Annotated in this window: 22 protein-coding genes; 13 read left to right on the top strand and 9 right to left on the bottom strand. The window is 39.7% G+C overall.

Annotation, left to right across the window (positions count from 1 at the left end):
• Positions 1-42 precede the first annotated feature (42 nt).
• From recR to GSQ84_RS27165, 3 genes are read left to right on the top strand one after another with little or no spacing between them, the layout of a single operon-like run.
• Complete coding sequence (gene recR, locus GSQ84_RS27175) at positions 43-660, top strand: recombination mediator RecR (RefSeq protein ID WP_158800539.1); 618 nt, start codon at positions 43-45, stop codon at positions 658-660.
• Between the two features lie 4 nt (positions 661-664).
• Positions 665-1,477 carry an SDR family oxidoreductase gene (locus GSQ84_RS27170; protein ID WP_158800538.1) on the top strand — a complete coding sequence of 271 codons (813 nt, stop codon included), beginning with the start codon at positions 665-667 and terminating at the stop codon, positions 1,475-1,477.
• 5 nt (positions 1,478-1,482) lie between these two features.
• The gene (locus tag GSQ84_RS27165) at positions 1,483-2,325 is read left to right on the top strand and encodes an alpha/beta hydrolase (RefSeq protein ID WP_174238701.1); all 843 of its coding nucleotides are present in this window, start codon (positions 1,483-1,485) and stop codon (positions 2,323-2,325) included.
• On the opposite strand, the gene GSQ84_RS27160 is transcribed toward GSQ84_RS27165, so the two are convergent.
• On the bottom strand, positions 2,322-3,275 hold the full coding sequence (locus GSQ84_RS27160; RefSeq protein ID WP_158800537.1) for an ion channel: 954 nt from the start codon (positions 3,273-3,275) through the stop codon (positions 2,322-2,324). The two genes, GSQ84_RS27165 and GSQ84_RS27160, sit on opposite strands and share 4 nt — an antisense overlap.
• Positions 3,276-3,476: 201 nt before the next feature.
• Here GSQ84_RS27160 and trpD point away from each other — a divergent pair, with 201 nt between their 5' ends.
• From trpD to trpA, 4 genes are read left to right on the top strand one after another with little or no spacing between them, the layout of a single operon-like run.
• Entirely contained in the window at positions 3,477-4,463 is a 987-nt protein-coding gene (trpD, locus tag GSQ84_RS27155) for an anthranilate phosphoribosyltransferase (protein ID WP_158800536.1), read from the top strand.
• Complete coding sequence (locus GSQ84_RS27150) at positions 4,463-5,083, top strand: phosphoribosylanthranilate isomerase (RefSeq protein ID WP_254071004.1); 621 nt, start codon at positions 4,463-4,465, stop codon at positions 5,081-5,083. The genes trpD and GSQ84_RS27150 overlap by 1 nt, the downstream gene beginning before the upstream one ends.
• A 27-nt stretch (positions 5,084-5,110) precedes the next feature.
• The gene (gene trpB, locus GSQ84_RS27145) at positions 5,111-6,292 is read left to right on the top strand and encodes a tryptophan synthase subunit beta (protein ID WP_158800535.1); all 1,182 of its coding nucleotides are present in this window, start codon (positions 5,111-5,113) and stop codon (positions 6,290-6,292) included.
• A gap of 30 nt (positions 6,293-6,322) precedes the next feature.
• Positions 6,323-7,093: a tryptophan synthase subunit alpha gene (gene trpA / locus GSQ84_RS27140; protein ID WP_158800534.1), complete on the top strand. Its 771-nt coding sequence runs from the start codon at positions 6,323-6,325 to the stop codon at positions 7,091-7,093.
• A 387-nt stretch (positions 7,094-7,480) separates the two neighbouring features.
• Here the strand turns inward: trpA and GSQ84_RS27135 are convergent, their stop codons facing one another.
• The gene (locus GSQ84_RS27135; protein WP_158800533.1) at positions 7,481-8,101 is read right to left on the bottom strand and encodes an L-threonylcarbamoyladenylate synthase; all 621 of its coding nucleotides are present in this window, start codon (positions 8,099-8,101) and stop codon (positions 7,481-7,483) included.
• 166 nt (positions 8,102-8,267) lie between these two features.
• Between GSQ84_RS27135 and GSQ84_RS27130 the strand changes: the two genes are divergently transcribed.
• The gene (locus GSQ84_RS27130; protein ID WP_158800532.1) at positions 8,268-9,929 is read left to right on the top strand and encodes an FMN-binding glutamate synthase family protein; all 1,662 of its coding nucleotides are present in this window, start codon (positions 8,268-8,270) and stop codon (positions 9,927-9,929) included.
• Between the two features lie 460 nt (positions 9,930-10,389).
• Here GSQ84_RS27130 and asnS read toward each other — a convergent pair whose 3' ends face one another.
• Both asnS and sucC read right to left on the bottom strand, forming a co-directional pair.
• Entirely contained in the window at positions 10,390-11,838 is a 1,449-nt protein-coding gene (asnS, locus tag GSQ84_RS27125) for an asparagine--tRNA ligase (protein WP_158800531.1), read from the bottom strand.
• 533 nt (positions 11,839-12,371) lie between these two features.
• Positions 12,372-13,562, bottom strand: a complete 1,191-nt coding sequence (gene sucC, locus GSQ84_RS27120; protein WP_158800530.1) for an ADP-forming succinate--CoA ligase subunit beta — start codon at positions 13,560-13,562, stop codon at positions 12,372-12,374.
• Between the two features lie 132 nt (positions 13,563-13,694).
• On the opposite strand from sucC, the gene GSQ84_RS27115 reads away from it, so the two are divergent.
• The 4 genes from GSQ84_RS27115 to GSQ84_RS27100 are packed head-to-tail and all read left to right on the top strand — an operon-like array spanning position 13,695 to position 17,179.
• On the top strand, positions 13,695-14,345 hold the full coding sequence (locus tag GSQ84_RS27115) for an ABC transporter ATP-binding protein (protein ID WP_158800529.1): 651 nt from the start codon (positions 13,695-13,697) through the stop codon (positions 14,343-14,345).
• A gap of 3 nt (positions 14,346-14,348) precedes the next feature.
• A complete protein-coding gene (locus GSQ84_RS27110) occupies positions 14,349-14,846 on the top strand; it encodes a hypothetical protein (protein ID WP_158800528.1) in 498 nt (165 codons plus the stop codon).
• Complete coding sequence (locus GSQ84_RS27105; RefSeq protein ID WP_158800527.1) at positions 14,846-15,481, top strand: haloacid dehalogenase; 636 nt, start codon at positions 14,846-14,848, stop codon at positions 15,479-15,481. Before GSQ84_RS27110 ends, GSQ84_RS27105 begins: the two co-directional genes overlap by 1 nt.
• A gap of 33 nt (positions 15,482-15,514) precedes the next feature.
• On the top strand, positions 15,515-17,179 hold the full coding sequence (locus GSQ84_RS27100; protein WP_158800526.1) for a S41 family peptidase: 1,665 nt from the start codon (positions 15,515-15,517) through the stop codon (positions 17,177-17,179).
• A 160-nt stretch (positions 17,180-17,339) separates the two neighbouring features.
• Here the strand turns inward: GSQ84_RS27100 and GSQ84_RS27095 are convergent, their stop codons facing one another.
• From GSQ84_RS27095 to GSQ84_RS27085, 3 genes are all read right to left on the bottom strand, one after another.
• A complete protein-coding gene (locus tag GSQ84_RS27095; RefSeq protein ID WP_158800525.1) occupies positions 17,340-18,287 on the bottom strand; it encodes a M20/M25/M40 family metallo-hydrolase in 948 nt (315 codons plus the stop codon).
• A 179-nt stretch (positions 18,288-18,466) separates the two neighbouring features.
• Positions 18,467-19,915 (bottom strand): glyceraldehyde-3-phosphate dehydrogenase, encoded by a 1,449-nt coding sequence (locus tag GSQ84_RS27090; protein ID WP_158800524.1) that lies wholly within the window; start codon positions 19,913-19,915, stop codon positions 18,467-18,469.
• Between the two features lie 89 nt (positions 19,916-20,004).
• Complete coding sequence (locus GSQ84_RS27085) at positions 20,005-20,865, bottom strand: RNA polymerase sigma factor RpoD/SigA (protein ID WP_062547391.1); 861 nt, start codon at positions 20,863-20,865, stop codon at positions 20,005-20,007.
• Positions 20,866-21,293: 428 nt separating this feature from the next.
• Between GSQ84_RS27085 and GSQ84_RS27080 the strand changes: the two genes are divergently transcribed.
• On the top strand, positions 21,294-21,497 hold the full coding sequence (locus tag GSQ84_RS27080) for a helix-turn-helix transcriptional regulator (RefSeq protein ID WP_158800523.1): 204 nt from the start codon (positions 21,294-21,296) through the stop codon (positions 21,495-21,497).
• On the opposite strand, the gene GSQ84_RS27075 is transcribed toward GSQ84_RS27080, so the two are convergent.
• Both GSQ84_RS27075 and lpdA read right to left on the bottom strand, forming a co-directional pair.
• On the bottom strand, positions 21,494-22,333 hold the full coding sequence (locus GSQ84_RS27075) for an MBL fold metallo-hydrolase (protein WP_158800522.1): 840 nt from the start codon (positions 22,331-22,333) through the stop codon (positions 21,494-21,496). The genes GSQ84_RS27080 and GSQ84_RS27075 overlap by 4 nt on opposite strands.
• 98 nt (positions 22,334-22,431) lie before the next feature.
• Complete coding sequence (gene lpdA, locus GSQ84_RS27070) at positions 22,432-23,820, bottom strand: dihydrolipoyl dehydrogenase (RefSeq protein WP_158800521.1); 1,389 nt, start codon at positions 23,818-23,820, stop codon at positions 22,432-22,434.
• Positions 23,821-24,060: the final 240 nt, after the last annotated feature.

Here is a 24,060-nt window from a genome sequence, read left to right as displayed (position 1 = left end):
TTTTAAAAATCAAATAACAGAAGATAAATATAAATTTGTAAAATGAACTTTTCTTCCAAGCTGCTCGAAGATGCTGTTACTGAATTTTCTAAATTACCGGGGGTAGGACAAAAGACCGCTTTGCGGCTGGTGCTGCATTTGCTGGGCAAGGAGCAGGAGGAAGTAGATTCTTTTGGTCAGTCCATCATTAAACTAAAAAGGGATATTAAACATTGCAGCATCTGCCATAATATTTCCGATCAGGCTATATGCAGTATCTGCACTTCGCAGAAACGCGAAAAGGAAGTGATCTGTGTGGTAGAAGATACACGTGATGTGATGGCGATAGAAAATACCTCGCAGTTTTTTGGGGTTTACCATGTATTGGGGGGCCTTATCTCTCCAATGGATGGCATTGGTCCGTCGGACCTTTTCATAGATTCACTGGTACAACGGGTAGCCACAACACCTGTAAAAGAGATCATCCTGGCAATCAGTGCTACCATGGAAGGGGATACCACGCTGTTTTATCTGTATAAACGGCTTAAAGATTTTCAAATACCAATTACAACCATTGCCCGCGGTATTGCCTTTGGAGGTGAACTGGAATATGCCGATGAGATCACACTGGGCCGTTCTATAGTTACCCGGGTACCTTATGTAAATTCAATCATTAAATAATAACATGGATTTTAAGAACAAAGTAGTCATCATTACCGGTGCTTCATCTGGTATAGGAAAAGCATGTGCAGAAGAATTTGCCAAACGCGGTGCCATCCTGGTATTGGGAGCCCGACAGTTTGTAACCCTGTGTGAAATTACTGCTGATCTTGAAAAAAGGTATGGTATCAAAGCCCTTGCCGTACAGGTAGATGTAAGTAAGGAAGAGGAATGTGAACACCTGATTAAACAGGCTGTGATGACTTTTGGTAAAGTTGATATCCTGCTCAATAATGCTGGTATCTCTATGCGTGCGCTGTTTAATGATCTTGATCTGTCTGTACTTAAAAACCTGATGGATGTGAACTTCTGGGGTACGGTTTATTGTACAAAATTCGCTTTACCTGAAATTCTGAAAACCAAAGGGAGTGTAATTGGCGTATCTTCTATCGCAGGCTACCGCGGCTTGCCTGGCAGAACAGGTTATTCGGCCTCTAAGTTTGCGATGAATGGCTTTATGGAGTCGCTAAGAACAGAGTTAATGGCTAAAGATGTGCATGTGATGGTGGCCTGTCCTGGTTTTACTGCTTCTAATATCCGTTTTACGGCCCTTGCAAAGGATGGGTCTTCTTATGGGGACACCAATATGGAAGAGGGGAAAATGATGACTTCGGAAGAAGTCGCGGTAAATATTGTTAACGGAGTTGCTTCCCGTAAACGCACTTTAGTGATGACAGGCCAGGGGAAGTTCACTGTGCTGCTCAATAAGCTGCTGCCTGGATTAGCTGATAAACTGGTATTTAATCACTATAAAAAGGAGAAGAATGCCTTAATTTAATTCAAATGACCACTTTAAAAAACGTGCTGATGCTTTTTGCTTTCCTTGGACAAATCTCAGTTTTATCTGCTCAGGTAAAAATTAAAAAAGATGTCAATTATACCGACAGAAACGACGAAAGCAGACAACTGAACGTTTATTATAAAAAGGATACGGTTAAACCTAAAGACGTTATTGTTTTTATACATGGCGGCTCCTGGAGCAGTGGTAAAAAAGAAACTTATTGGTGGCTGGGCAGAAACTTTGCCCGTAAAGGGGTGGTTTTGGTGTCCATTAATTATGGTCTGGCCCCTCAAAACCAATATAGACAAATGGGGGACGACTGTGTAGCTGCGGTAAAGTGGGTAAAAAACCATATTGCAGCTTATGGAGGCAACCCAGAAAGAATATTCCTGATGGGGCACTCTGCAGGAGGACATCTTTCAGAGCTGATCAATACAGATCCGCGATATTTCAAGAAAGCAGGAATTGCTAACCCAATTAAAGGAGTAATCCTTGATGACCCTTTTGGGCTGGATATGAAAGAATACATGAGTACTTCTGAAAAAGACCATTTCTATGATGACTTTCTGCAGACTTTTAGTTCAGACCCTGTAAACTGGGAAGATGGTTCTCCTTTACATTATGTGCAAAACAGTAAGAACCCACATCTGATTTTTTATGGGGAGAAAACATATCCCGCAATAAAAATTCAGTCTGAAAGACTAAATAAAATCCTCGAAAAGGAGCAGGTGCCCACAACACTGTATGTGATTAAAGGGAAAAAACATGTAGGCATGATTGCGCAAATGATCTTTGGAGGAAACCAGTTATATGGCGAAATCCTGGATTTTCTGAAACGTACTTAACCATTTGTTTCTTCAACCAAATCGGTATGTCCAATTTTTGAGAGGTCGATAATGATCTGTCCGGTTTCATGTCTGGAAAATACATTAGCGAATTTAGCATTGTGCACAATGTCTTCATCTCTATAGGATGTCCGGGTATGTACAGTTTGTGAGAAGGTATCATCAAAAGCCTTTAACATCACCAGAATCTCCAATTCTGCTTCTGCCAGATCTTCAGGAGTTTTATTGTACAGCGGGCTGTGTTCATCAATTGGATGTACCACTGTCCAGCTTAAGGTGAGCAGGCTGATCTTTGACCTTTCCAGTTCCATTGGATAGAACCTTCTGATCACTTTGCCATTAACCATTTCATTGTAGGTCATGATCATCTGGATCTCAATTTCTATCAGTTGATTGTTCCGGTGATTGGCCAGCCTGAACATGAGTCCTTTGATATCCTTATACGGAGCAATAACCATATTTTTACTATAAATAATATTGGCTGTTGGCCTGGAAAAACGACCATACAATAAACCGGTAGCTAAAGCAAAGGCCAGTAAACCCAGCATAGATTCGAAGGCAGCTAAACAACTGGTTAAAAAACCATTGGGGCTGATGTGCCCGTAGCCTACGGTAGAAATAGTTTGGGCAGAAAAGAAAAAGGCATCAGAAAAACGATCCTGAAGAAGCAGGCCTTCCGCTCCGCGAAGATGTTCTGTTCCTATCCATACATACAAAGAGGCGAATAAGGTGTTGACGGCCAGGTAAGCCAGTAAAATGATGAAGAGAAATTGTTTCCATGACATGGAGATCAGCCAGGTATAGGTATCTGAAGTCCTGAACAATGGCAGCCCTATGCGTTTCACATTAGATGTTCCATCAGGGTTCATCAATCTTTCATTGCCGATCAGAGGCATGTTGCCAAATCCTAAATCATCATCTACCTGAGATTTCCGCTTAAATAATGTCATAAACTCCCGAAATTTTAATAAATGTTTTGCAAATATTAAAAATCAATCCCATATTTGCTAGACGATGATACTAACAAACGGACTTAACAATTGGTGGTGGCACAATGCAATAGCATAGTGTGACCCAATTTTGTACGTTTTATTTTATATAAAAATATTTTGAGGGTTGCTTTTTAAGCAGCCCTTTTTGTTTTAACGCCCATGAAGAAAATACTGAACCACTTATTTGAAAATAAATCCTTTAGCAGGGAAGAAGCCCAGCGGATTTTAATCGCCATAGCTTCCGGAGAGTTTAATAATTCGCAGATCGCTGCGTTTATTACTGCTTTTGGTATGCGCAATATTACTGTTGCAGAGTTACAGGGATTCAGAGACGCCATGCTCGACCTTTGTGTAAAGGTAGATCTGTCAGATTATGAACTGGTAGATCTTTGCGGTACCGGCGGTGACGGAAAGGACACCTTTAATATTTCTACGCTGGCATCATTTGTTGTTGCAGGTGCAGGGTATAAGGTGGCCAAACATGGTAATTATGGGGTTTCTTCAGGCTGCGGTTCATCCAATGTGATGGAGCACCTGGGCTATCAATTTACGGCCGACCAGGATGAACTGAAGCGTAGCCTGGACAGGGCTGGCATTTGTTTTATCCATGCGCCCTTGTTTAATCCTGCAATGAAGATTGTTGCACCTATACGCCGGGATCTGGGGGTTAAAACGTTTTTTAATATGCTTGGCCCCATGGCTAATCCGGCACAGCCTAAAAATCAGATTGTTGGGGTCTTTAGCCTGGAACTGGCAAGATTATATGCTTACTTATATCAAGAAACGGATAAGAATTATACGATTCTGCATGCTGTTGACGGATTTGATGAAGTATCTCTTACCTGCGATATCAAGACTTTCAGCAAGAATGGAGAGGCGCTAATCAAGGTGTCAGATCTCGGGTTTGAAGAGATTGACGAGCATGAAATTGTGGGTGGCGATACCGTAAGTTCATCGGCTGATATATTTCTGCATGTATTACAGGGAACTGGTACAGACCCACAAAATAATGTGGTTTTATGTAATGCTGCCCTGGCTATACAAACTATTAAACCTGAGCAATCTTTTGCTGATTGTTTTTATGAGGCCGAAACTTCTTTAGTCACAGGACTGGCTTTAAAGAGCTTCCAAAATTTAATCGGCTAATGGTAAAGTTAAAGATCTGCGGAATGAAGGTTCCCACAAATATTGCAGAAGCTGTTGCCCTGCAGCCAGATTACCTGGGCTTTATTTTTCACCCGGCATCGAAAAGATTTGTGGCCGATCTGGATGCGGAACTGGTAACTGAAATCCCTGCAACGATTAAAACTACAGGTGTGTTTGTGAATGCAGAACTGGATACAGTGAAAAATGCAATTAAAAAGTATCAGCTTAAAGCCGTTCAGCTACATGGAAATGAAAGCCCCGACTATTGCAGGGCATTAAAAGGCATGGCCGAGGTGATCAAGGCTTTTGGAATAGATGATACTTTCGATTTTAGTTTGCTGGAGGATTATGCTGATGCTGTGGATTATTTTCTGTTTGATACACAAACACCAGAACATGGTGGCTCCGGGAAAACTTTTAACTGGCAACTCCTGGACAATTATATTTTGCAAAAGCCCTATTTCCTGAGTGGGGGAATAGGTTTGGATCATATTGCTGACCTATTACTGATTGACGATGAACGTTTTTATGCTGTAGATGTAAACAGCCGTTTTGAAATCCTGCCAGGCCTGAAAGATATCGCTCAGTTAACACAATTTAAAAAATCGTTATCCTGCTAATCATACGGCAGTTTTAAAAATAAGACTATGAGTTATTTTGTAAATGAAAAAGGTTATTATGGAGATTTTGGGGGTGCCTACATTCCTGAAATGCTCTATCCAAATGTTGAAGAGCTGAGACAAAATTACCTTCAGATCATCGGTGATGCTGATTTTCAACAAGAGTTTCACTATTTGCTGAAAAATTATGTTGGCCGGCCTTCACCGCTTTACCTGGCTAAACGTTTATCTGAAAGATATAATGCCAATATCTTTTTGAAAAGGGAAGACCTTAACCATACCGGTGCACATAAGATCAATAACACGATCGGTCAGATCTTACTGGCAGAACGTTTAGGAAAGAAAAGGATTATTGCAGAAACTGGTGCAGGGCAGCATGGCGTAGCTACAGCTACAGTTTGTGCACTTCGCGGTTTGGAATGTGTGATCTATATGGGCGAGATAGATATTGAACGCCAGGCACCTAATGTAGCCAGAATGAAAATGCTGGGCGCTACAGTGGTTTCCGCGGTTTCGGGAAGTAAAACTTTAAAGGATGCAACCAATGAGGCCATGCGCGACTGGATCAATAATCCTGTGGATACGCATTATATTATAGGTTCCGTTGTAGGACCTCATCCTTATCCTGATATGGTGTCTATTTTTCAGTCGGTGATTTCTGAAGAAACAAAAAGACAATTAATGGAGCAAACAGGCAACGATCAGCCCGATTATGTACTGGCCTGTGTAGGTGGTGGAAGTAATGCCATGGGCATGTTCTATCATTTTCTGGATGATGAAAAGGTGAAATTGGTTGCCGTAGAGGCAGCTGGTAAAGGCGTAAGCAGCGGACATTCTGCAGCAACAACTTTCCTTGGTAAAGAAGGGGTTTTACATGGTAGCAGGAGTATTTTAATGCAAACGGCAGACGGACAGGTGATAGAACCTTATTCGGTTTCTGCAGGTTTGGATTATCCTGGAATTGGCCCTCAGCATGCCCATTTGTTTAAAGTTGGAAGAGCGGAATATGTTTCTATTACCGATGAAGAATCGCTGGAAGCAGGTTTATTGTGTACCCGACTGGAGGGGATTATCCCAGCTATTGAAAGTGCACATGCCATCGCACATCTTGAAAAAATGAAGTTTACAGGCGGGGAAAATGTAGTGGTTTGTCTTTCCGGTAGAGGTGATAAGGATTTAGATACCTACAGTAAATATTTTGGATTTTAACAGCAGCAATTAGCTTATAAAAAAGAGGAAATGAACAGGATTACCCAATTATTTAAAGAGAAAAAAAACAATATACTTTCCATCTATTATACAGCAGGATATCCTGGTCTGGGCGATACTGTAGCTATTGCTGAAGCATTGCAAAAAGCAGGAGCAGATATGCTGGAAATAGGCTTTCCCTATTCAGATCCTGTTGCAGACGGGCCTGTGATACAGGCCACCAGCAAACAGGCACTGGACAATGGTATGGATCTTAACCTGCTGTTTGAACAACTGAAGGAACTGCGTAAAAATGTAACGATCCCTGTTTTATTGATGGGTTATGTGAATCCCGTACTGCAATATGGTGTAGAGAATTTCTGTAAGGCGTGTGCTGCGGTTGGAATTGATGGCTGTATCGTCCCTGATCTGCCCATGGTAGAGTATGAGGAATTTTATAAAGATGCTTTCCTTGAAAATGGATTGAGCAATATCTTTTTGGTTACGCCGCAAACTTCTGTAGAGCGCATCCACAAGATTGATGGCTTGAGTAATGGATTTATCTATTTGTTATCGGCTTCTGCTACTACAGGAAAGAACCTGGAAGTATCCGATACCACAACTACTTATTTCTCCAGAATTGCGGAGATGAATTTAAATAATCCTACGTTGATAGGATTTGGTATCAATAGTAAGGAAACATTTAATAAAGCTTGTAAATATGCCAATGGCGGAATTATAGGAACTGCTTTTGTAAAGGCACTTCATGCTGGTTATTTGGAGGAAAATATAAGTGAGTTTATGAAGGAGTTTACTTCTTAATATCCTTTGCTGTCAGATAGTCAAGTTATCTCTGGATTGTCAAGTCTTAAAAAAATCGGTATACTGTATTCCGGCTGCATAATGCGGCGCTTCGCTTGCAAGACGCTAGGCCGGAATACAGCACACCGATTTTTTTTAAGATTATCAATGGGATTTTCTAAACGAACGATAAAAGCTAATCCAGAAAATAAAGTTCTCCCCGTATCAGACCAATGATAATGATTATCCAGAAATTAGTTCTACGTGATATAGAAAAGACTGCTGCAATTGATCATGCAAAAGCAATTCTAAGAGATTTGTTATGCCACCCTGCAATGGATGATCTTAATTTTTCAGCGAAGCCTGAATAACCTCAATTAGTTTGATCAACAATAAGACAGATGCGTTTTACAGATAGTTCTCCAGTATCCCTTTTCCTTCACGGATAATTTCAAAGTCTCCATTGGTACAATCTACAACGGTAGAAGCTTCATTGTCACCATAACCACCGTCAATTACCAGGTCTACGAGATCCTCATACTTTTCATGGATCAATTCCGGATCGGTTGAATATTCAATCAGTTCATCATCGTCCTTGATAGAGGTAGACAGAATCGGATTACCCAGCACTTTTACAATTTCTCTGGCTATACTGTTATCAGGCACCCTGATACCTACAGTTTTTTTATTTGAACTTAGTAATTTAGGGACATTGTTGTTTGCATTAAATATAAAGGTGAAAGGACCCGGCAGCGCCTTTTTCAACAAACGGAAAACAGTAGTGTCTATAGGTTTAACGAAGTCTGATATATGTCTCAGATCTGAACATATGAAAGAGAAATTTGCCTTTTCAGGTTTTATACCCCTGATTTTGCAGATCCTTTCGATGGCTTTCTGATTGGTGATATCACAGCCTAGTCCGTATACTGTATCAGTGGGATAAATGATAATTCCTCCTTTTTTAAGCACATCAACCGCTTGTTCGATGGCTTTGGGATTTGGATTTTCAGGATATATTTTGATAAGCATATGTAAATTTACTAAAATCTTTTTTCATAAGATTATATTTGTTATTTATCGGCTATGAAGCTTGCATAAGACATTTAATAATTTTTTTTGTAAAATGTATCTTATACAGGTTTCATCAATCGATAAATGTCGTACTATTGATGTTTATTTAGTAATTAATACCAATATGAGAAAAGCATTTATTGCTATTGCCGCGTTCCTTGTCTCGGCAACTTTGATGATTAGTCTGGCCTGGCATCCTTTTTTCTGGGCTTTTATTTTTATAGGGCCAATTGTATTACTCGGCATATATGATCTTTATCAGCCTAAACACAGTATTGTAAGAAATTACCCTGTAATAGGACGTTTACGTTATCTGGCAGAGGATCTTCGCCCCAAAGTTTACCAATACTTTGTAGAAAGTGATACCAATGGTAAACCATTTAGCCGGTTAAACCGCTCCCTGATTTATCAGCGTGCAAAAAAAGAAAATGATACCATTCCATTTGGTACACAGCTGGATGTATACGAAAATGGCTATGAGTGGCTGAGCCATAGTATTGCGGCAATTAGTCACCATGAGCTGGATGAAGACCCAAGAGTGCTTGTGGGAGGTCCGGAGTGCGCACAGCCTTATTCTGCAAGTATATTCAATATCTCGGCGATGAGTTTCGGTTCATTGAGTCAGAATGCAATCCTGGCTTTAAATGGCGGTGCTTTCATTGGCAACTTTGCACACAATACCGGTGAAGGTGGTATTAGTGATTACCATGCTGCGCCCAAAGGTGATTTGATCTGGCAGATAGGCACCGGATATTTTGGTTGTCGTAATCCTGTGGATGGTACCTTTGATCCTGAGGCGTTTTCCATCAGGGCAAAAGGTGAACAGATTAAAATGATTGAGATTAAACTTTCGCAGGGAGCGAAACCCGGACACGGAGGGATTCTTCCGGCCAAGAAAGTTACTCCTGAAATTGCAAGGATAAGATTGGTTAAGGAAGGTTTTGATGTGATCTCTCCGCCAGCACACTCTGCATTTTCAACGCCTTTGGAACTGGTTGCATTTGCAAAAAAATTAAGGGAGTTATCTGGCGGTAAGCCGGTAGGGTTTAAATTATGTATAGGCCGTAAAAGCGAATTTTTTGCTATTTGCAAAGCGATGGTGGAAACCGGGACTTATGTAGATTTTATTACTGTAGATGGGGGAGAAGGAGGTACTGGTGCTTCTCCACAGGAGTTTTCCAATGCGGTAGGAATGCCTTTAAGAGAGGGCTTAGCTTTTGTTTATGATGTGCTGACAGGGTTTGATCTTAAAAAACATATTAAAATCATTTCCTCGGGAAAGGTTTCTTCAGGTTTTGACCTGGTGAAGAATATCGCCCTGGGAGCAGATTTGTGTAATTCTGCAAGGGGAATGATGTTTGCACTGGGATGTATCCAGGCCCTGGAATGTAACAGTAATACTTGTCCTACAGGTGTAGCTACGCAAGATCCAAGTTTGATGAAAGGGCTGGTTGTGGATGATAAAAAGGTTAGGGTGTTCAATTATCACCGTTTGACGGTAGCCAGTGCTGTGGAGCTGTTAGGGGCAGCTGGTTTGAGGCATACCTATCAATTGACAAGGGCATATATCAACAGGAGAATATCAACAAATACTGTTCAGTCTTATATGGAGACTTTTCCTTATATTCCTGAGGGCAGCTTGTTAGCTACACCTTATCCATTACGGTTTGAACTGGGAATGGCGTTGAGTACTGCTGCTAGTTTTGCACCTACGGATTACAGGGTTACTTCTATAGATTATGCACATGCAAATTCATTCTCTGATAATTTGCACCAGTCGAATTAGATAATTTTCCAGACTTGTTTTATCAAAGGATCATCTGGCTCCGCTGAAAAAAGGATCATTTGATATTCCGGCTGCATAATGCTGCGCTACGCTTGCAAGACGCTAGGCCGGAATATCACATGATCCTTTTTTTGAGGGGTATCCATCACTGCAGGGTGGCTTGACAGATTTCTTAGAACTGCTTTTGTATGATCTATTGCAGCAGTCTTTCTATATCTCTCCTATATCGCGGGAGACTATTTACTGGATTAGCTTTATCATTGGTCTGACACCGGGAAAACTTTATTTTCTGGATTAGCTTTTATCGTTTGTTTAGAAAATCCCATAGAATGATCTCAAAAAAAATCGGTATGCTGTATTCCGGCCTAGCGTCTTGCAAGCGAAGCGCCGCATTATGCAGCCGGAATACAGTATACCGATTTTTTAAATACAGGATGATCTTAGACCTCCTGGTTAAATATTAAAACTCCGCGTTCTTAGGGAAACGTGGGAAAGCAATTACATCCCTGATGTTGGTCATGCCTGTTACGAAAAGTACCAATCTTTCAAAGCCCAAACCAAAGCCGGCGTGAGGGGCAGAACCGAACTTACGGGTATCTAAATACCACCATAATTCTTCCTGTGGAATGTTCAGTTCTTCCATGCGCTGGGTTAATCTGTCCAGACGTTCTTCTCTTTGAGATCCACCGATCATTTCTCCGATGCCAGGGAATAGGATATCCATAGCCGCAACTGTCTTTCTTCCTTCAGCATCAGGTTCATTCTGGCGCATATAGAAAGATTTAATATCAGCCGGGTAATCGGTAAGGATTACAGGTTTTTTAAAATGTTTTTCTACCAGGAAACGTTCATGCTCAGATTGCAGGTCGGCACCCCATTCATTGATCAGGTACTTGAACTGTTTTTTCTGATTAGGTTTTGAAGAACGTAAAATAGCAATTGCCTCAGTATAAGTAAGACGTTCGAAATCATTATTGAGGCAGAAATTAAGTTTATCTATTAACGACAATTCACTGCGTTCCTGCTGTGGTTTAGTTTTTTCGTCCTCTAACAAGCGGGCGTTTAAAAACTCAATCTCTTCTTTACAGTTTTCTACTGCATAAGTGATGATATATTTCATCATGTCCTCTGCCAGCTGCATGTTATCTTCCAGATCGGCAAAAGCAATCTCTGGTTCAATCATCCAGAATTCGGCAAGGTGACGCGTTGTATTTGAATTTTCCGCCCTGAAAGTAGGCCCGAAGGTATAGATCTGACCGAAAGCCATGGCTGCTAATTCACCTTCCAGCTGACCAGAAACAGTGAGGTTTGTAGCACGTCCAAAGAAGTCTTCTGCATAATCTACATGGCCATCTTCAGTTCGTGGGATCTGATCATAGTCGAGTGTAGTTACTTTAAAAGTTTCCCCGGCACCTTCTGCATCAGAAGCCGTGATGATAGGGGTGTGCATATAAACAAAACCTCTTTCATTGTAAAACTGATGTATAGCAAATGCCAGAGCGTGACGTACTTTAAATACAGCATTAAATGTATTGGTACGGAAACGCAGGTGGGCGATCTCCCTTAGAAATTCAAGACTATGTTTTTTTGGCTGCAATGGGAATTTATCCGGGTCGCTGTCTCCCAGTATTTCTATAGCTGAAGCTTTTACCTCCACACGCTGTCCTTTACCTAAAGATTCTATCAATGTACCAGTGATAGCAACAGAAGCGCCGGTAGTAATTCTTTTTAGCAATTCTTCAGGGGTATTGTTAAAATCAACAACGATTTGAATATTACCCATGCAGGAACCATCATTGATGGCGATGAACTGGTTATTACGGAAGGTTCTTACCCAACCCATTACTATCACTTCTCTGTTATATTCTGTAGTTGCTAACAGGCTTTTTATTTTTTCTCTTTTAATCATGATCTTTTTGTGGAGCGCTCAAAAATAAGGAATTCCATCAAGAAATAACAGGATGAGTAAGGAGAAGTTTAAAGATTGGGTATCAGGAAGTGATATGAAGATAATGTTAAATTATTGTTACTGATTTGTTTTAAAAAATGAAAATGATTGTTATTTCTTAGTTAAAAATGAACAATAGGGCCATTTTTAGATTTTAAATTAATTTTTATGCCTTATTTTTATGTTGAATTATGCTTTTTGTCTTTATTTTAATATTTATGAGTGCATTTAGAGTATTATTTAACGTTTTTTTATTTAAAAATGAGTGTTTACAAGTTTATTAATGAAAAAAATAAAATAAAACTTGTATTTGTAATAAATATCCGTATGTTTGTATTGCTCGTTTAATTTATATTTGGTTTAAAGATCCTCCGACGTAAAAATTGGAGGATTTTTTTGTTTAAAATTTGTTGCTGAAAAAGAGGGCATAAAAAAATGCCAACTGAATTAACAATTGGCATTATATGATCCGAAGATCTTATTTTTTTGACTGCTTAAGCTAAAACTTGGGTAACCAGGGCAGCAGCGTCTTTCAATGCAATTGCAGAGAATACTTTTAAGCCTGATTCATCGATTAGTTTTTTCGCTTCTTCAGCATTGGTACCTTGTAAACGACAGATAATTGGAACAGGGATATCACCTATTTCTTTATAAGCATCAATCACACCTTGTGCAACACGGTCGCAACGTACAATACCACCAAATATATTGATCAGGATAGCTTTAACATTTGGATCTTTTAAGATGATGTTAAAACCAGCTTTCACAGTTTGTGCATTTGCAGTTCCACCTACGTCAAGGAAATTTGCAGGCTCGCCACCAGCAATTTTGATGATGTCCATGGTAGCCATAGCTAAACCAGCACCGTTAACCATACAGCCAACGTTTCCATCTAATTTTACATAGTTTAAGTTTGACTCACTTGCTTCAACATCAGTAGGATCTTCTTCCAGTTTATCACGCATAGCTGCATAAGCAGGGTGACGGAATAAAGCATTTTCATCTAAATCTACTTTGGCATCTACAGCAATGATCTTGTCATCTGAAGTTTTTAAAACCGGATTGATTTCAAACATCGCAGAATCAGTACTGTCGTAAGCTTTATACAGTGCAGTAACAAATTTCACCATTTCTTTAAAAGCAGCACCGCTTAAACCCAGGTTAAAAGCAATTTTACGTGCCTGGAAAGCCTGAAGGCCAACTTTAGGATCAACTTCTTCCTTGAAGATCAAGTGAGGAGTATGTTCAGAAACTTCTTCGATATCCATACCACCTTCAGTAGAATACATGATGATGTTTCTGCCTGTAGCGCGGTTTAATAAAACGCTGACATAAAATTCTTTTGTTTCAGAAGCTCCTGGATAGTAAACATCCTGTGCAACCAAGATCTTATTTACTTTTTTACCTTCTGGTCCGGTTTGAGGAGTAACCAACTGCATACCTAAAATATCAGTAGCTCTTTGTTTAACCTCTTCCAGGTTTTTGGCTAATTTAACACCACCACCTTTACCTCTGCCACCAGCATGGATTTGTGCTTTAATCACTACCCAGTCTGAGTTATAATCTGCCGTTACTTTTTTAGCAGCTTCTACAGCCTGCTCAACAGTTTCGGCAACTATGCCTTCTTGTACGGCAACACCAAAACTTTTAAGTATTTCTTTACCTTGATATTCGTGTATATTCATTAGCTGAAAAATTTGAGTCAAATCTACAATTATAGATCGGTTTTAAAAACTTATTTCCCCTTTTATACTTTGGCAAAAGGCGTAAAATTTACGTTAACTAGATTTAATCTCAACTTTTTGTAAGTTTGCTGTATGCTAAAAGCCACAGGTATCAGGAAAGCTTACGGAAATCTGCCCATCCTTAAAGGAGTAGATTTTGAGGTCAATAAAGGAGAGGTCGTGAGTATTATAGGCGCTTCCGGAGCGGGTAAAAGTACGCTTTTGCATATTTTGGGTACGCTGGATAAACCGGATGAAGGTAGTGTAGAATTAAATGGCACTAAGGTAAGTAAGCTATCCGGTGAATTGCTGAGTATCTTCAGAAACCAGAATATTGGCTTTGTGTTTCAGTTTCATCACCTGCTGCCGGAGTTCTCTGCGATGGAAAACATTTGTATTCCCGCTTTTATTGCGAAAAAAAGTAAAAAAGAGGCGGAAATCAGGGCAATGGAACTGCTGGACCTTTTGGGTTTAAAAGATCGGTCTACACATAAGCCTAACCAGCTTTCTGGTGGAGAACAGCAGCGCATAGCGGTAGCCCGTGCTTTAATTAATGATCCAGCTATTATATTGGCAGATGAGCCTTCAGGAAACCTGGATTCTGCCAATGCGAAATCGCTGCACCAGTTTTTTATCACCCTGCGTGATAACTTTAAACAGACCTTTGTTATCGTTACCCACAATGAAGACCTTGCGGAGATTAGCGATAGGGTAGTTACTATGAAAGATGGTTTAATTGTATAGAATTTGAAAACACTAATTACCGGGGGCAAATCTGCCCAGGCACTCAAATTATTAAAGGCTTTTACAGGGGACCAGGTTATCCTTAGCGATTATGGGGAGACGCCAGCTTTTTCTTCTTCACAATATCAGTTTATCAGTCTGGGAGAGAAAAATGAAGATACTATAGCCCATACTTTGCTGAATGCCTGCCTGGATCAGGAAGCAGACCGCTTATTGCCGCTACACCGTTTTGAACTGGAAGCAGTGGTAAAGTCGCTGGTATTATTTGAAGAGTTTAATGTCCACGTACTGCTGCCGGATATCCTTAGTTTTCCTCTTTATGAGCAGTCAGGGCCATTAACAACATCAGATTGGGCGTTATATGATAAGGGCGAATTGCAATTTGGAACAGTATCTGATCCTTCGTTGCGTACTGCCGGTAAAGAAAAAGAGCTCAATGGCGTATTTTATATGCAGGAAACTGCAAATGGGTTTAATCCTGTATTATTTTCTATTTCCTGATGAAGTATCAGCAATATACCGATAATAGCAAGGCTTTTATATTTGAGCTGGACGATGTGATCTATCCGGAAAAAGATTATCTGCTACAGGTGTATTACCTGTTTGCGCAATTTATAGAATATACAGAACAGATCGATGGGCCGGAGATTGTAAGCTTTATGGGGGAAATATATGCTAAAGAAGGTACTGAAGGTATATATGAACGTACTGCAGCACAATTCGGCCTTGGCGAAAAATACAGGGTTAATTTTGATTTGCTTCACCGGAATGCAAAGTTACCCCTAAAGTTATTGCTGTTTGCTCCGGTGCTCTCACTGATGCAGGAGGTAAAAGCAGCAGGAAAGCCTCTTTTTTTATTGGCGGACGGTGATCCTGCGATACAGTTAAATAAAATCAGGCAAATTGAATGGAATGGGCTGGAATTATACCTGAAGGTTTATTTCCTGGCAGAAACTGCTACCAGGTCTGTGGCGGAAACCATAGAATTAATTGGTATTCAATATGATTTGAGGGAGGAAGAACTCTTGCTGGTTGGCTTGAATAAACCTATTGTTAATCCGGAATACGCCACTGATGTTAATTTTCGATTAAAAAGGTTAAATTCTTTGACAATAAACGAACTATTCGTATCTTAACTCCATAATTGTCAGCGTTCTCTCCCTAAAACTATGAAGAAAAATTTACTCTACAATCGCTTTGTAATTGGCTCTGCTTTGGTCATTATTATAGGTATTAGTTCCTGTAAAAAAAATAAAGAAGAGACTGCTAACACTTCAACTACTTCACCAACAAGTGGAACACCTAAGCAATTAACCTTAGATTCTTTGTTTCTGTATGCGAAACAAATCTATCTATGGAATGATGCTATTCCTGATTATGCGACGTTCAATCCCAGAAAATATTCCTCTAAATCTCTTGATCTGGATAATTATAATGATGAATTGTATGCAATCAGTCAGTTGAAAATTAATCCTTTAACTAATCAGCCTTATGAATATTATGGAGATGGCTTTCCAAAATACTCATTTATAGATGATTTAACACAAGCTAATCCTAGTGCATCTGCTAATCTCAAATCTGCTGATGTAGATACCGAAGGTAATGGTAATGATGTTGGTATCAGACCGATTTATTATCTCGAGGGCAGCACATCCGGTGCCTACATCTTATTTATTACTGCTGTTTATCCTGGCTCTCCGGCCGCAGCAGCAGGCGTGCAAAGGGGCTGGGTAATTACCAGTGTAAATGGTACTGCGGTAGTGGGAAAAGATTATGATACAGAACACGCAGCAATTGATGCTGCTATAGCAGGAAATTCTGTGACGATTTCTGGTTATAATTATGTAGATAATGTTCCGTTTACTAAAACACTTGCCAAAGCTTCTTACAAAAGCAGTCCGGTTTATGCATCCAGTGTGATCACCAGATCTGGTACTAAGATCGGTTATCTGGCATTTGCCCGTTTTTCTGCATTGACAAACAGTGATGCACCAAGTGATGTAAATCTTGATCCCGTATTTTCTAATTTCAGTGGCCAGGGGATAACAGACCTGGTTGTTGATTTGAGATACAATGGCGGAGGATATATCAATACCGCAGAATACCTGGCTGATTTGATTGCACCTTCCAGTGTTGCTGGTAAAAAAATGTATTCAGAGATTTATAATGCTACGATGCAGGCTGGTAAAGCAACGATATTGGCGAATCAGCCGGCATTAGGTTCTGATGGAAAAGTACAGTATAAAAACGGAAGTAGCGGGGCTATTTACACGCTGGCCGACGAAAGTTATGCAACGACAGATCCAAGCAATAATGCTTCTTTTACTAAAAAAGGAAGTTTAAATACGATTACTAATGTAGTATTTATTGTGAGTGGAAATACAGCTTCTGCAGCTGAACTGCTGATCAATGTATTGAGGCCATATGTAAATGTACAGATAGTTGGTTCTACTACCTATGGTAAGCCTGTAGGATTCTTTCCAATTGTACTGCAAAACAGATATCAGGTATATATGTCACTGTTTCAAACCGAGAATGCAAATGGTTTTGGCGGTTACTATTCAGGATTTGTTCCTGCGGGAACCGGTACCTTTGGTATACCGGGTATAGCAATGGACGATGATCCAACTTATCCTTTTGGTGATGAAAGAGAAGCGGATCTGTCGGCCTCTTTAAACTTACTGGTACCTGGGTCTACAAGCAATCAGGCTACTGTGGGTGTTGTTAATCGTGCTGCAAGACCTAAAGCGCTGACTATAGGAGGTGTAAGGGCTGCTAATCCAAGAAGTGAGTTTACAGGAATGATTGCTAATAAAAGGACGATTAAAAAGTAATAGAATTCAGCAGAACTCTTCAAAGAGTAAAAATTTGAAGGGTAAGTAAATCATAAAAAAGGGCAACTTTCAACTCGAAAATTGCCCTTTTTCTATTGGAAAGATTGGGGTTTTTTACTGACTATCGTAAATCGTGTTCAAATCCTGATACTTCTGGTTACTATCTTTTAGACTGAACTGTATCGGTATCATTATATACTTTCTCTACCTTACGGTCTTTATCAAAATTATCCGTGATTTCCATAATGCCATTTGCAGCATTGACAAAAAATTCCTGGTTGATGTTTTCAAACTTATCACTTGATTTGTGATAATCTTTATGATCTTCAACACCAAAGTAAATGAAAGGAATATTTTTAGCATTAAAAGCCGATTGGTCACTTTGATCTGTCCAGTCGTCAATACCTAGTTTTGGGTTATCATGGCCAAAAAGTATTTTCAGATCCGGGATGCTGGTACCAATATGGTCCTTTAATTGCGGATACTTATAAGTGCCACAAGCGTATAATTCACCTTTATCATTGTGGCTGATCATATCCAGGTTAATATTGAGTTTAATCCTTTTGATATCTACAGGCAGATGGCTGACAAAATATTCTGATCCTTTTCTTCCAAATTCTTCTGCGTCAAAAGCTACAAAGACAAGTGTATAATTCGGTCTGCTCCTGGCGTAATGGGAAGCGATTTTAAGCATTCCAGCAATACCTGAAGCATTATCATCGGCACCGTTATAAATATTCCCGTTGATTACTCCAAGGTGGTCATAGTGTGCCGATATCACAATGATTTTTGAACTGTAGCCCGGAACAAAACCTACCATATTTTTACCTGTGATCTTTGGGTCATCAATACCAGCAAAGGTAAATGCCTGCTGATAAGAGTTCAACATCGGAAAAGTCTTCAAGCCTATTTCTTTGAAACGTTTTCCTATATATTCCCTGGCCATCTCACCGCCTTTGGTCCCTGTTTTTCTGCCTTCAAACGCATCAGAAGATAGTATTTTAGTATCTTTTAATAATTGATCTGAATTTGGGGGGAGGTTTTTGGATGTCTTTACCGTATTGCAGCCCAGCAAAATTGCCAGGGGTAGGAGTAGATATAATTTCATAGCAATTGGTTAGTTTTAAACAGATGATTAATTTTATATGGCTTTGGCTAGTTCGATAATCCTAATATATTGCAAATTAATGACATTTCAATGGGCTATTAAAAAATATTCAAACAGCACAGTATTTAGTTTTGTTTTTATGATTTTTAAATGAAAGGATTTTAGTTAGTTGTGCATCATTAATAATACGTAAGCCGCACAACACCAGCAAGTTTTTTAGCGAGACGGATAACCTGTCTGGTATATCCATATTCATTATCATACCAGGTATAGATGATTACCGATTTATTATCTTTTGCCATAATTGTGGCAGGACCATCGATAATTGTAGCGTGGCTATTGCCAATTAAGTCAGAACTAACCAGTTCTTTTGATATGGAAAACTCAATCTGCTCTGAAAGATCTCCAAAAAGCGAAGCTTGTTTTAAAACTTCAATTACTTCGTCTCTTGTACTTGTCTTTTCCAGTGATAAATTGAGGATGGCGAGGGATACATTGGGGGTAGGCACACGTACCGCATTTCCGGTTAGTTTGCCTTCCAGATGCGGGATCACTCTGGAAACAGCTTTATCTGCCCCTGTTTCTGTAATCACCAGGTTCAGTGCTGCGGATCGTCCGCGGCGGTACTTTTTATGGTAATTATCAAGGAGGTTCTGATCGTTGGTATAAGAATGGATGGATTCAATATGTCCTTTTTCAATCCCGAAAGCATCATCTATCAGTTTTAAAACTGGGATGATTGCATTGGTGGTACAGGAAGCATTGGAAAGGATATCAGCCTTGTTGAAATCAATATCCTGGTCGTTAATACCTGTCACTATATTTGGGATATCTCCTTTGCCCGGAGCGGTGAGTAATACTTTGCTGATCTCTTTGTTCGTTAGATGCCTGCTCAGGCCTTCACGGTCGCGGAATATACCGGTATTATCTATTAACAGGGCATTCGTTATATCATAGGCACTATAATCGACTTCTTCCGGATGTTCTGCCTGGATAAAATAGATCATTTGTCCATTAATGATCAGAGCTTTGTTATTGAAGTCTTCAGTAATGATTCCGTTAAAAGGACCATGAACTGAATCTGTACGCAGTAACTCGGCGCGTTTGGTTAATTCTTCATCACTATAGGATCTGGTGACAACAGCGCGCAGGCGAAGCTGTTCCCCTTTTCCTGTTTGAAGGATCAGTTCCCTCGCTGCCAGCCGGCCAATTCTTCCAAAGCCAAATAACACTACATCTTTTGGCTGGAGGTTCATTTTGTCTTTTCCGATATGACGGCCCAGTTTACTGATCACGAAATCACGCATATCATCAAAATGATTATCCTGGTCAAGCCATTCTGAGGAAAGTCTTCCCATGTCTATGCGGGAGGGGGCAAGGTTGCATTTCGAAATGATAGCGGCAAGCTCCAGGGTTTCATAGATGCTGATCGGTTTACCGCTGATCTCTCTGGCATATTGATGGTGGGCCAGAATTTCGCTACTGCCTGTGTCAAACAGAGGTTTGCGGAACAGCACCAGCTCTATGGATCTGTCGAACCATAGCTGTCCTGCAATTTGAAGTAATTCGACGGCTTTTTTCTCTTTATCAATCCAGCTCTGAAATTCAGATTGGTAGTTATGGAGCATAATCGGGATGTATTTGGTTAGAATGGTACAAAACTAAAAAAGATTGGGGAAACCCAATCTTTTTTACCCGATTTATCTATTGGCTAAGTTTAGCCTAAATAAGATTTTAATATTTTGCTGCGGGAAGTATGGCGCAGGCGCTGTAATGCTTTATCTTTAATCTGACGAACGCGTTCACGTGTTAAGTTGAATTTCTCGCCAATCTCTTCCAGAGAAAGAGGGTGGTTTGTACTTAAGCCAAAGAAAAGCACAATGATTTCTCTTTCACGCTCTGTTAAAGTAGACAGGGAACGTTTGATCTCTTCAGAAAGGGACTCATTGATTAAGCTGCTGTCAGTATTTGGTTCGTGATTTTCAAGAACATCTAACAACGTATTTTCTTCACCCTGTACAAAAGGGGCATCCATAGATACGTGCCTTCCTGAATTACTAAGGGTGTCAGAGATTTTATCAACAGTAGTTTCAAGAATATCAGCTAATTCTTCAGGAGAAGGTTCGCGTTCAAATTCCTGCTCCAGTTTGGAGAATGCTTTACTGATCTTGCTTAGTGAACCTACCTGGTTTAAAGGCAGACGTACAATACGGCTTTGTTCAGCAATAGCCTGTAAAATTGACTGACGGATCCACCATACAGCATAAGAAATGAATTTAAAACCTTTGGTTTCATCAAAACGTTTAGCTGCTTTAATCAGTCCAAGGTTACCTTCATTAATTAAATCACCTAAAGTTAATCCTTGATTTTGATACTGTTTGGCAACAGAAACCACAAAACGTAAGTTAGTCTTGGTTAAGCGTTCTAAAGCTGCCTGATCACCTTCACGTATCTTTCTTGCAAGTATTACTTCTTCTTCTGCGGTGATTAAATCTACTTTACCAATCTCATGAAGATATTTGTCTAGAGATTGACTCTCGCGATTGGTTATGGATTGGGTGATTTTGAGTTGTCTCATTTATGTGCTTTGGTACTCGTTATGTGTTAGAGGGTGCAAAAGTAAGGATTAAAAGGCAATTTTAAAACATAAATTCCTGAAAATGTTACACTTTACACTCTTTATTTATAGAATAATTATGTAGCAAAAATTATTCCAAAATACTTTTGTCAGTTTAATTGTCACATATTGACAAAGAACTATTTATTGTTGATTTACGGTAATAAATAGTTGTATACTAATAAATTAGTAGCTACGTTTGTATATTAATATTGTTTAAGTATGACATATTTATAGGGTTAAGAGGTTAAACCATTTAAATTATATTTATTGTTTAACAAATGATATCATTTTCAGTTTGCCTAAAATATAATTATATTTTATCGGGCTTGTCTGCAAGGGATATACACTATAAACCTGTCATTTTTTGAATTTCAAATTAGCTGTTTATGCCAATTGTTATTAATTTAGATGTAATGCTGGCCAGGCGTAAAATGTCCCTTACGGAACTGAGCAAAAAAGTAGATTTGACATTATCTAACCTTTCTGTGTTAAAAACAGGAAAAGCCAAGGCTATTCGTCTTGAAACCCTTGAGGCTATTTGTAAGGTACTGGATTGTCAGCCAGGGGATTTGCTGGAATACACCAGTTAAAGATCAGCCAGGCTGAAGGTGTCTTTCAATTTAATACCCTTTTCTGTCTGCTGTACCGTACAGCATTCGTTAACCGGATCATGTTCCAGGTATAGGATATAATTCTGATCAGCGGCTTCATCCAGAAATTCTTTTTTTTCTTTCAGGGTCTGCAGGGGAAACATGTCATACGACATGACATAGGGTAGCGGGATATGCCCTGTTGATGGCAGCAGGTCGGCTGCATAAATAACCGTTTGATCTTTATAGGTTAATTTAGGCAGCATCATAGCATCCGTATGCCCGAAAGCAAAGTCTATTTTAAAGCCGGGTGAAAACTCAGTGCTGGGCTTAGTTTCAACAAATTTGAGTTGTCCGCTTTCCTGTATAGGGAGGATATTCTCTTTCAGAAAAGAAGCACTTTCCCTTGCGTTAGGATGCACGGCCCATTCCCAGTGTTTTTCATTACTCCAGTAAGTTGCGTTTCTAAATGCAGGTAGTAACTGTTCTCCTTCGCGGACAATAGCTCCCCCGCAATGATCAAAATGTAAATGCGTAAGGAAAACATCCGTAATGTCGTTTTTGCTAAAACCTTTCGCTGCCAGTGATTTCTCCAGTGTATCTTCACCATGAAGGTAATAATGACTAAAGAACTTCTCATTCTGTTTATTTCCAATCCCTGTATCTACCAAAATCAGCCTGTCGCCATCTTCTATCAGCAAGCAGCGCATTGCCCAGGTACACATGTTATTTGCATCCGCAGGATTACTCTTCTGCCAGATGGATTTTGGCACTACACCAAACATGGCACCGCCATCAAGTTTAAATAATCCGGTATCTATCGTATGTAAATTCATGCTGATTAATTTTAGTATGCTGTAAATGGAGATTGAAAACACTGTAAAATTAAAAAACCCGCTGGGTTATCAGCGGGTTTAATCTAATATTTGAAATACTATAAGTGAATTACTTCTCCGTAAGCATCTGCGGCAGCTTCCATGATTGCCTCACTCATGGTAGGGTGCGGGTGAACAGATTTAATGATCTCATGACCTGTAGTTTCTAATTTACGGGCTACAACGATTTCTGCAATCAATTCAGTTACGTTAAAACCAATCATGTGGGCGCCTAATAATTCTCCGTATTTGGCATCAAAGATCAGTTTAACAAAACCATCTTTTGCACCAGCAGCAGCAGCTTTACCTGAAGCAGAGAACGGGAATTTTCCTATTTTCAATTCATAACCTGCTGCTTTAGCTGCCCTTTCGGTAAAACCTACAGAAGCAATTTCAGGAGTGCAATAAGTACATCCCGGAATATTGTTATAATCTAAAGGTTCAGGACTGTGACCAGCAATTTTCTCTACGCAGATAATACCTTCCGCAGAAGCAACGTGAGCCAATGACTGTCCGCCAACGATATCACCGATAGCATAATAACCTTTTACAGAAGTATTGTAAAACTCGTCGACAACAACTTTTCCTTTTTCAGTTTTAATGCCTGTTTCTTCTAAGCCTATATTTTCAAGGTTAGCCACTACACCTACAGCAGAAAGAACGATATCACATTCGATAGTCTGTGTGCCTGAAGCAGTTTTAATCTGAACTTTACAACCGTTACCGCTTGTATCTACAGATTCAACGCTTGAAGAAGTCATTACATCAATGCCAACTTTTTTGAAGCTGCGCAGCAATTGTTTAGAAACATCGTCATCTTCAACAGGAACGATGTTTTCAAGAAATTCTACCAGGGTAACTTTTGTTCCCATAGTAGCATAGAAATAAGCAAATTCAGAACCTATAGCTCCGGAACCAACAATGACCATTGATTTAGGGATCTCTGGTAAAACCATTGCCTGTCTGTAACCGATTATTTTTTTACCGTCTTGTTTGATGTTTGGCAGTTCTTTAGAACGGCCTCCTGTAGCAACGATAATATTTTTTGCTGTTAGTTCCTGTTGGGTACCGTCAGCTCCTTTGATTTCAACTTTGTTACCTGGTTTAACTTTTCCAGTGCCCATGATGACGTCAATTTTGTTTTTTTTCATCAAAAACTGAACGCCTTTACTCATTCCATCAGCTACACCACGGCTGCGTTTGATCACAGCAGCAAAATCTGCTTCTGCCGGTGCAGTTTTTATCCCGTATTCTGATGCATGATTGATATATTCAAATACCTGAGCACTTTTTAATAACGCTTTGGTAGGTATACAGCCCCAGTTAAGGCAGATTCCACCTAATGATTCACGTTCTACAATTGCAGTCTTTAAACCTAATTGTGACGCTCTGATTGCAGCAACGTATCCGCCTGGACCGCTGCCTATGATAATTACATCGTAGTTCATATCTTTTTAAAGGGAAATTAACTTAGTAAAGCCCAAAATTAAAAAAAAATGTTCGTTAAAACTCCTAATAAGAATTTTGTGACGTGCTTTTCTGATTGCTGAATGTCATATTGCAGTTTTTTGAGCCTGATACGCCGGGGCATTTGGAATTAAGAGGTTGTTTGCCTGTTAGTTAAAAAGATGACAGATGACTTTGTGAAATGCAAAAAAGCGGATCTCCTTTTTTTAGAAGACCCGCTT

It is taken from the genome of Pedobacter sp. L105, assembly GCF_009765875.1.
Lineage (GTDB): Bacteria > Bacteroidota > Bacteroidia > Sphingobacteriales > Sphingobacteriaceae > Pedobacter.
Note: the sequence above shows the minus strand (reverse complement) of the source record. Positions and strands in the feature narration are given on the sequence as shown.

Bases quoted from the DNA above. Each gene is read 5' to 3' on its own strand.
- GSQ84_RS27075 (WP_158800522.1), bottom strand. From the start codon at position 22,333: ATGAATTTACATACGATAGATACCGGATTATTTAAACTTGATGGCGGT.
- GSQ84_RS27115 (WP_158800529.1), top strand. From the start codon at position 13,695: ATGCTAAAAGCCACAGGTATCAGGAAAGCTTACGGAAATCTGCCCATC.
- GSQ84_RS27170 (WP_158800538.1), top strand. From the start codon at position 665: ATGGATTTTAAGAACAAAGTAGTCATCATTACCGGTGCTTCATCTGGT.
- sucC (WP_158800530.1), bottom strand. From the start codon at position 13,562: ATGAATATACACGAATATCAAGGTAAAGAAATACTTAAAAGTTTTGGT.
- GSQ84_RS27080 (WP_158800523.1), top strand. From the start codon at position 21,294: ATGCCAATTGTTATTAATTTAGATGTAATGCTGGCCAGGCGTAAAATG.
- trpD (WP_158800536.1), top strand. From the start codon at position 3,477: ATGAAGAAAATACTGAACCACTTATTTGAAAATAAATCCTTTAGCAGG.
- GSQ84_RS27130 (WP_158800532.1), top strand. From the start codon at position 8,268: ATGAGAAAAGCATTTATTGCTATTGCCGCGTTCCTTGTCTCGGCAACT.
- GSQ84_RS27135 (WP_158800533.1), bottom strand. From the start codon at position 8,101: ATGCTTATCAAAATATATCCTGAAAATCCAAATCCCAAAGCCATCGAA.
- recR (WP_158800539.1), top strand. From the start codon at position 43: ATGAACTTTTCTTCCAAGCTGCTCGAAGATGCTGTTACTGAATTTTCT.
- trpB (WP_158800535.1), top strand. From the start codon at position 5,111: ATGAGTTATTTTGTAAATGAAAAAGGTTATTATGGAGATTTTGGGGGT.
- GSQ84_RS27150 (WP_254071004.1), top strand. From the start codon at position 4,463: ATGGTAAAGTTAAAGATCTGCGGAATGAAGGTTCCCACAAATATTGCA.
- GSQ84_RS27165 (WP_174238701.1), top strand. From the start codon at position 1,483: ATGACCACTTTAAAAAACGTGCTGATGCTTTTTGCTTTCCTTGGACAA.
- trpA (WP_158800534.1), top strand. From the start codon at position 6,323: ATGAACAGGATTACCCAATTATTTAAAGAGAAAAAAAACAATATACTT.
- lpdA (WP_158800521.1), bottom strand. From the start codon at position 23,820: ATGAACTACGATGTAATTATCATAGGCAGCGGTCCAGGCGGATACGTT.
- GSQ84_RS27160 (WP_158800537.1), bottom strand. From the start codon at position 3,275: ATGACATTATTTAAGCGGAAATCTCAGGTAGATGATGATTTAGGATTT.
- GSQ84_RS27095 (WP_158800525.1), bottom strand. From the start codon at position 18,287: ATGAAATTATATCTACTCCTACCCCTGGCAATTTTGCTGGGCTGCAAT.
- GSQ84_RS27100 (WP_158800526.1), top strand. From the start codon at position 15,515: ATGAAGAAAAATTTACTCTACAATCGCTTTGTAATTGGCTCTGCTTTG.
- GSQ84_RS27085 (WP_062547391.1), bottom strand. From the start codon at position 20,865: ATGAGACAACTCAAAATCACCCAATCCATAACCAATCGCGAGAGTCAA.
- GSQ84_RS27105 (WP_158800527.1), top strand. From the start codon at position 14,846: ATGAAGTATCAGCAATATACCGATAATAGCAAGGCTTTTATATTTGAG.
- GSQ84_RS27090 (WP_158800524.1), bottom strand. From the start codon at position 19,915: ATGCTCCATAACTACCAATCTGAATTTCAGAGCTGGATTGATAAAGAG.
- asnS (WP_158800531.1), bottom strand. From the start codon at position 11,838: ATGATTAAAAGAGAAAAAATAAAAAGCCTGTTAGCAACTACAGAATAT.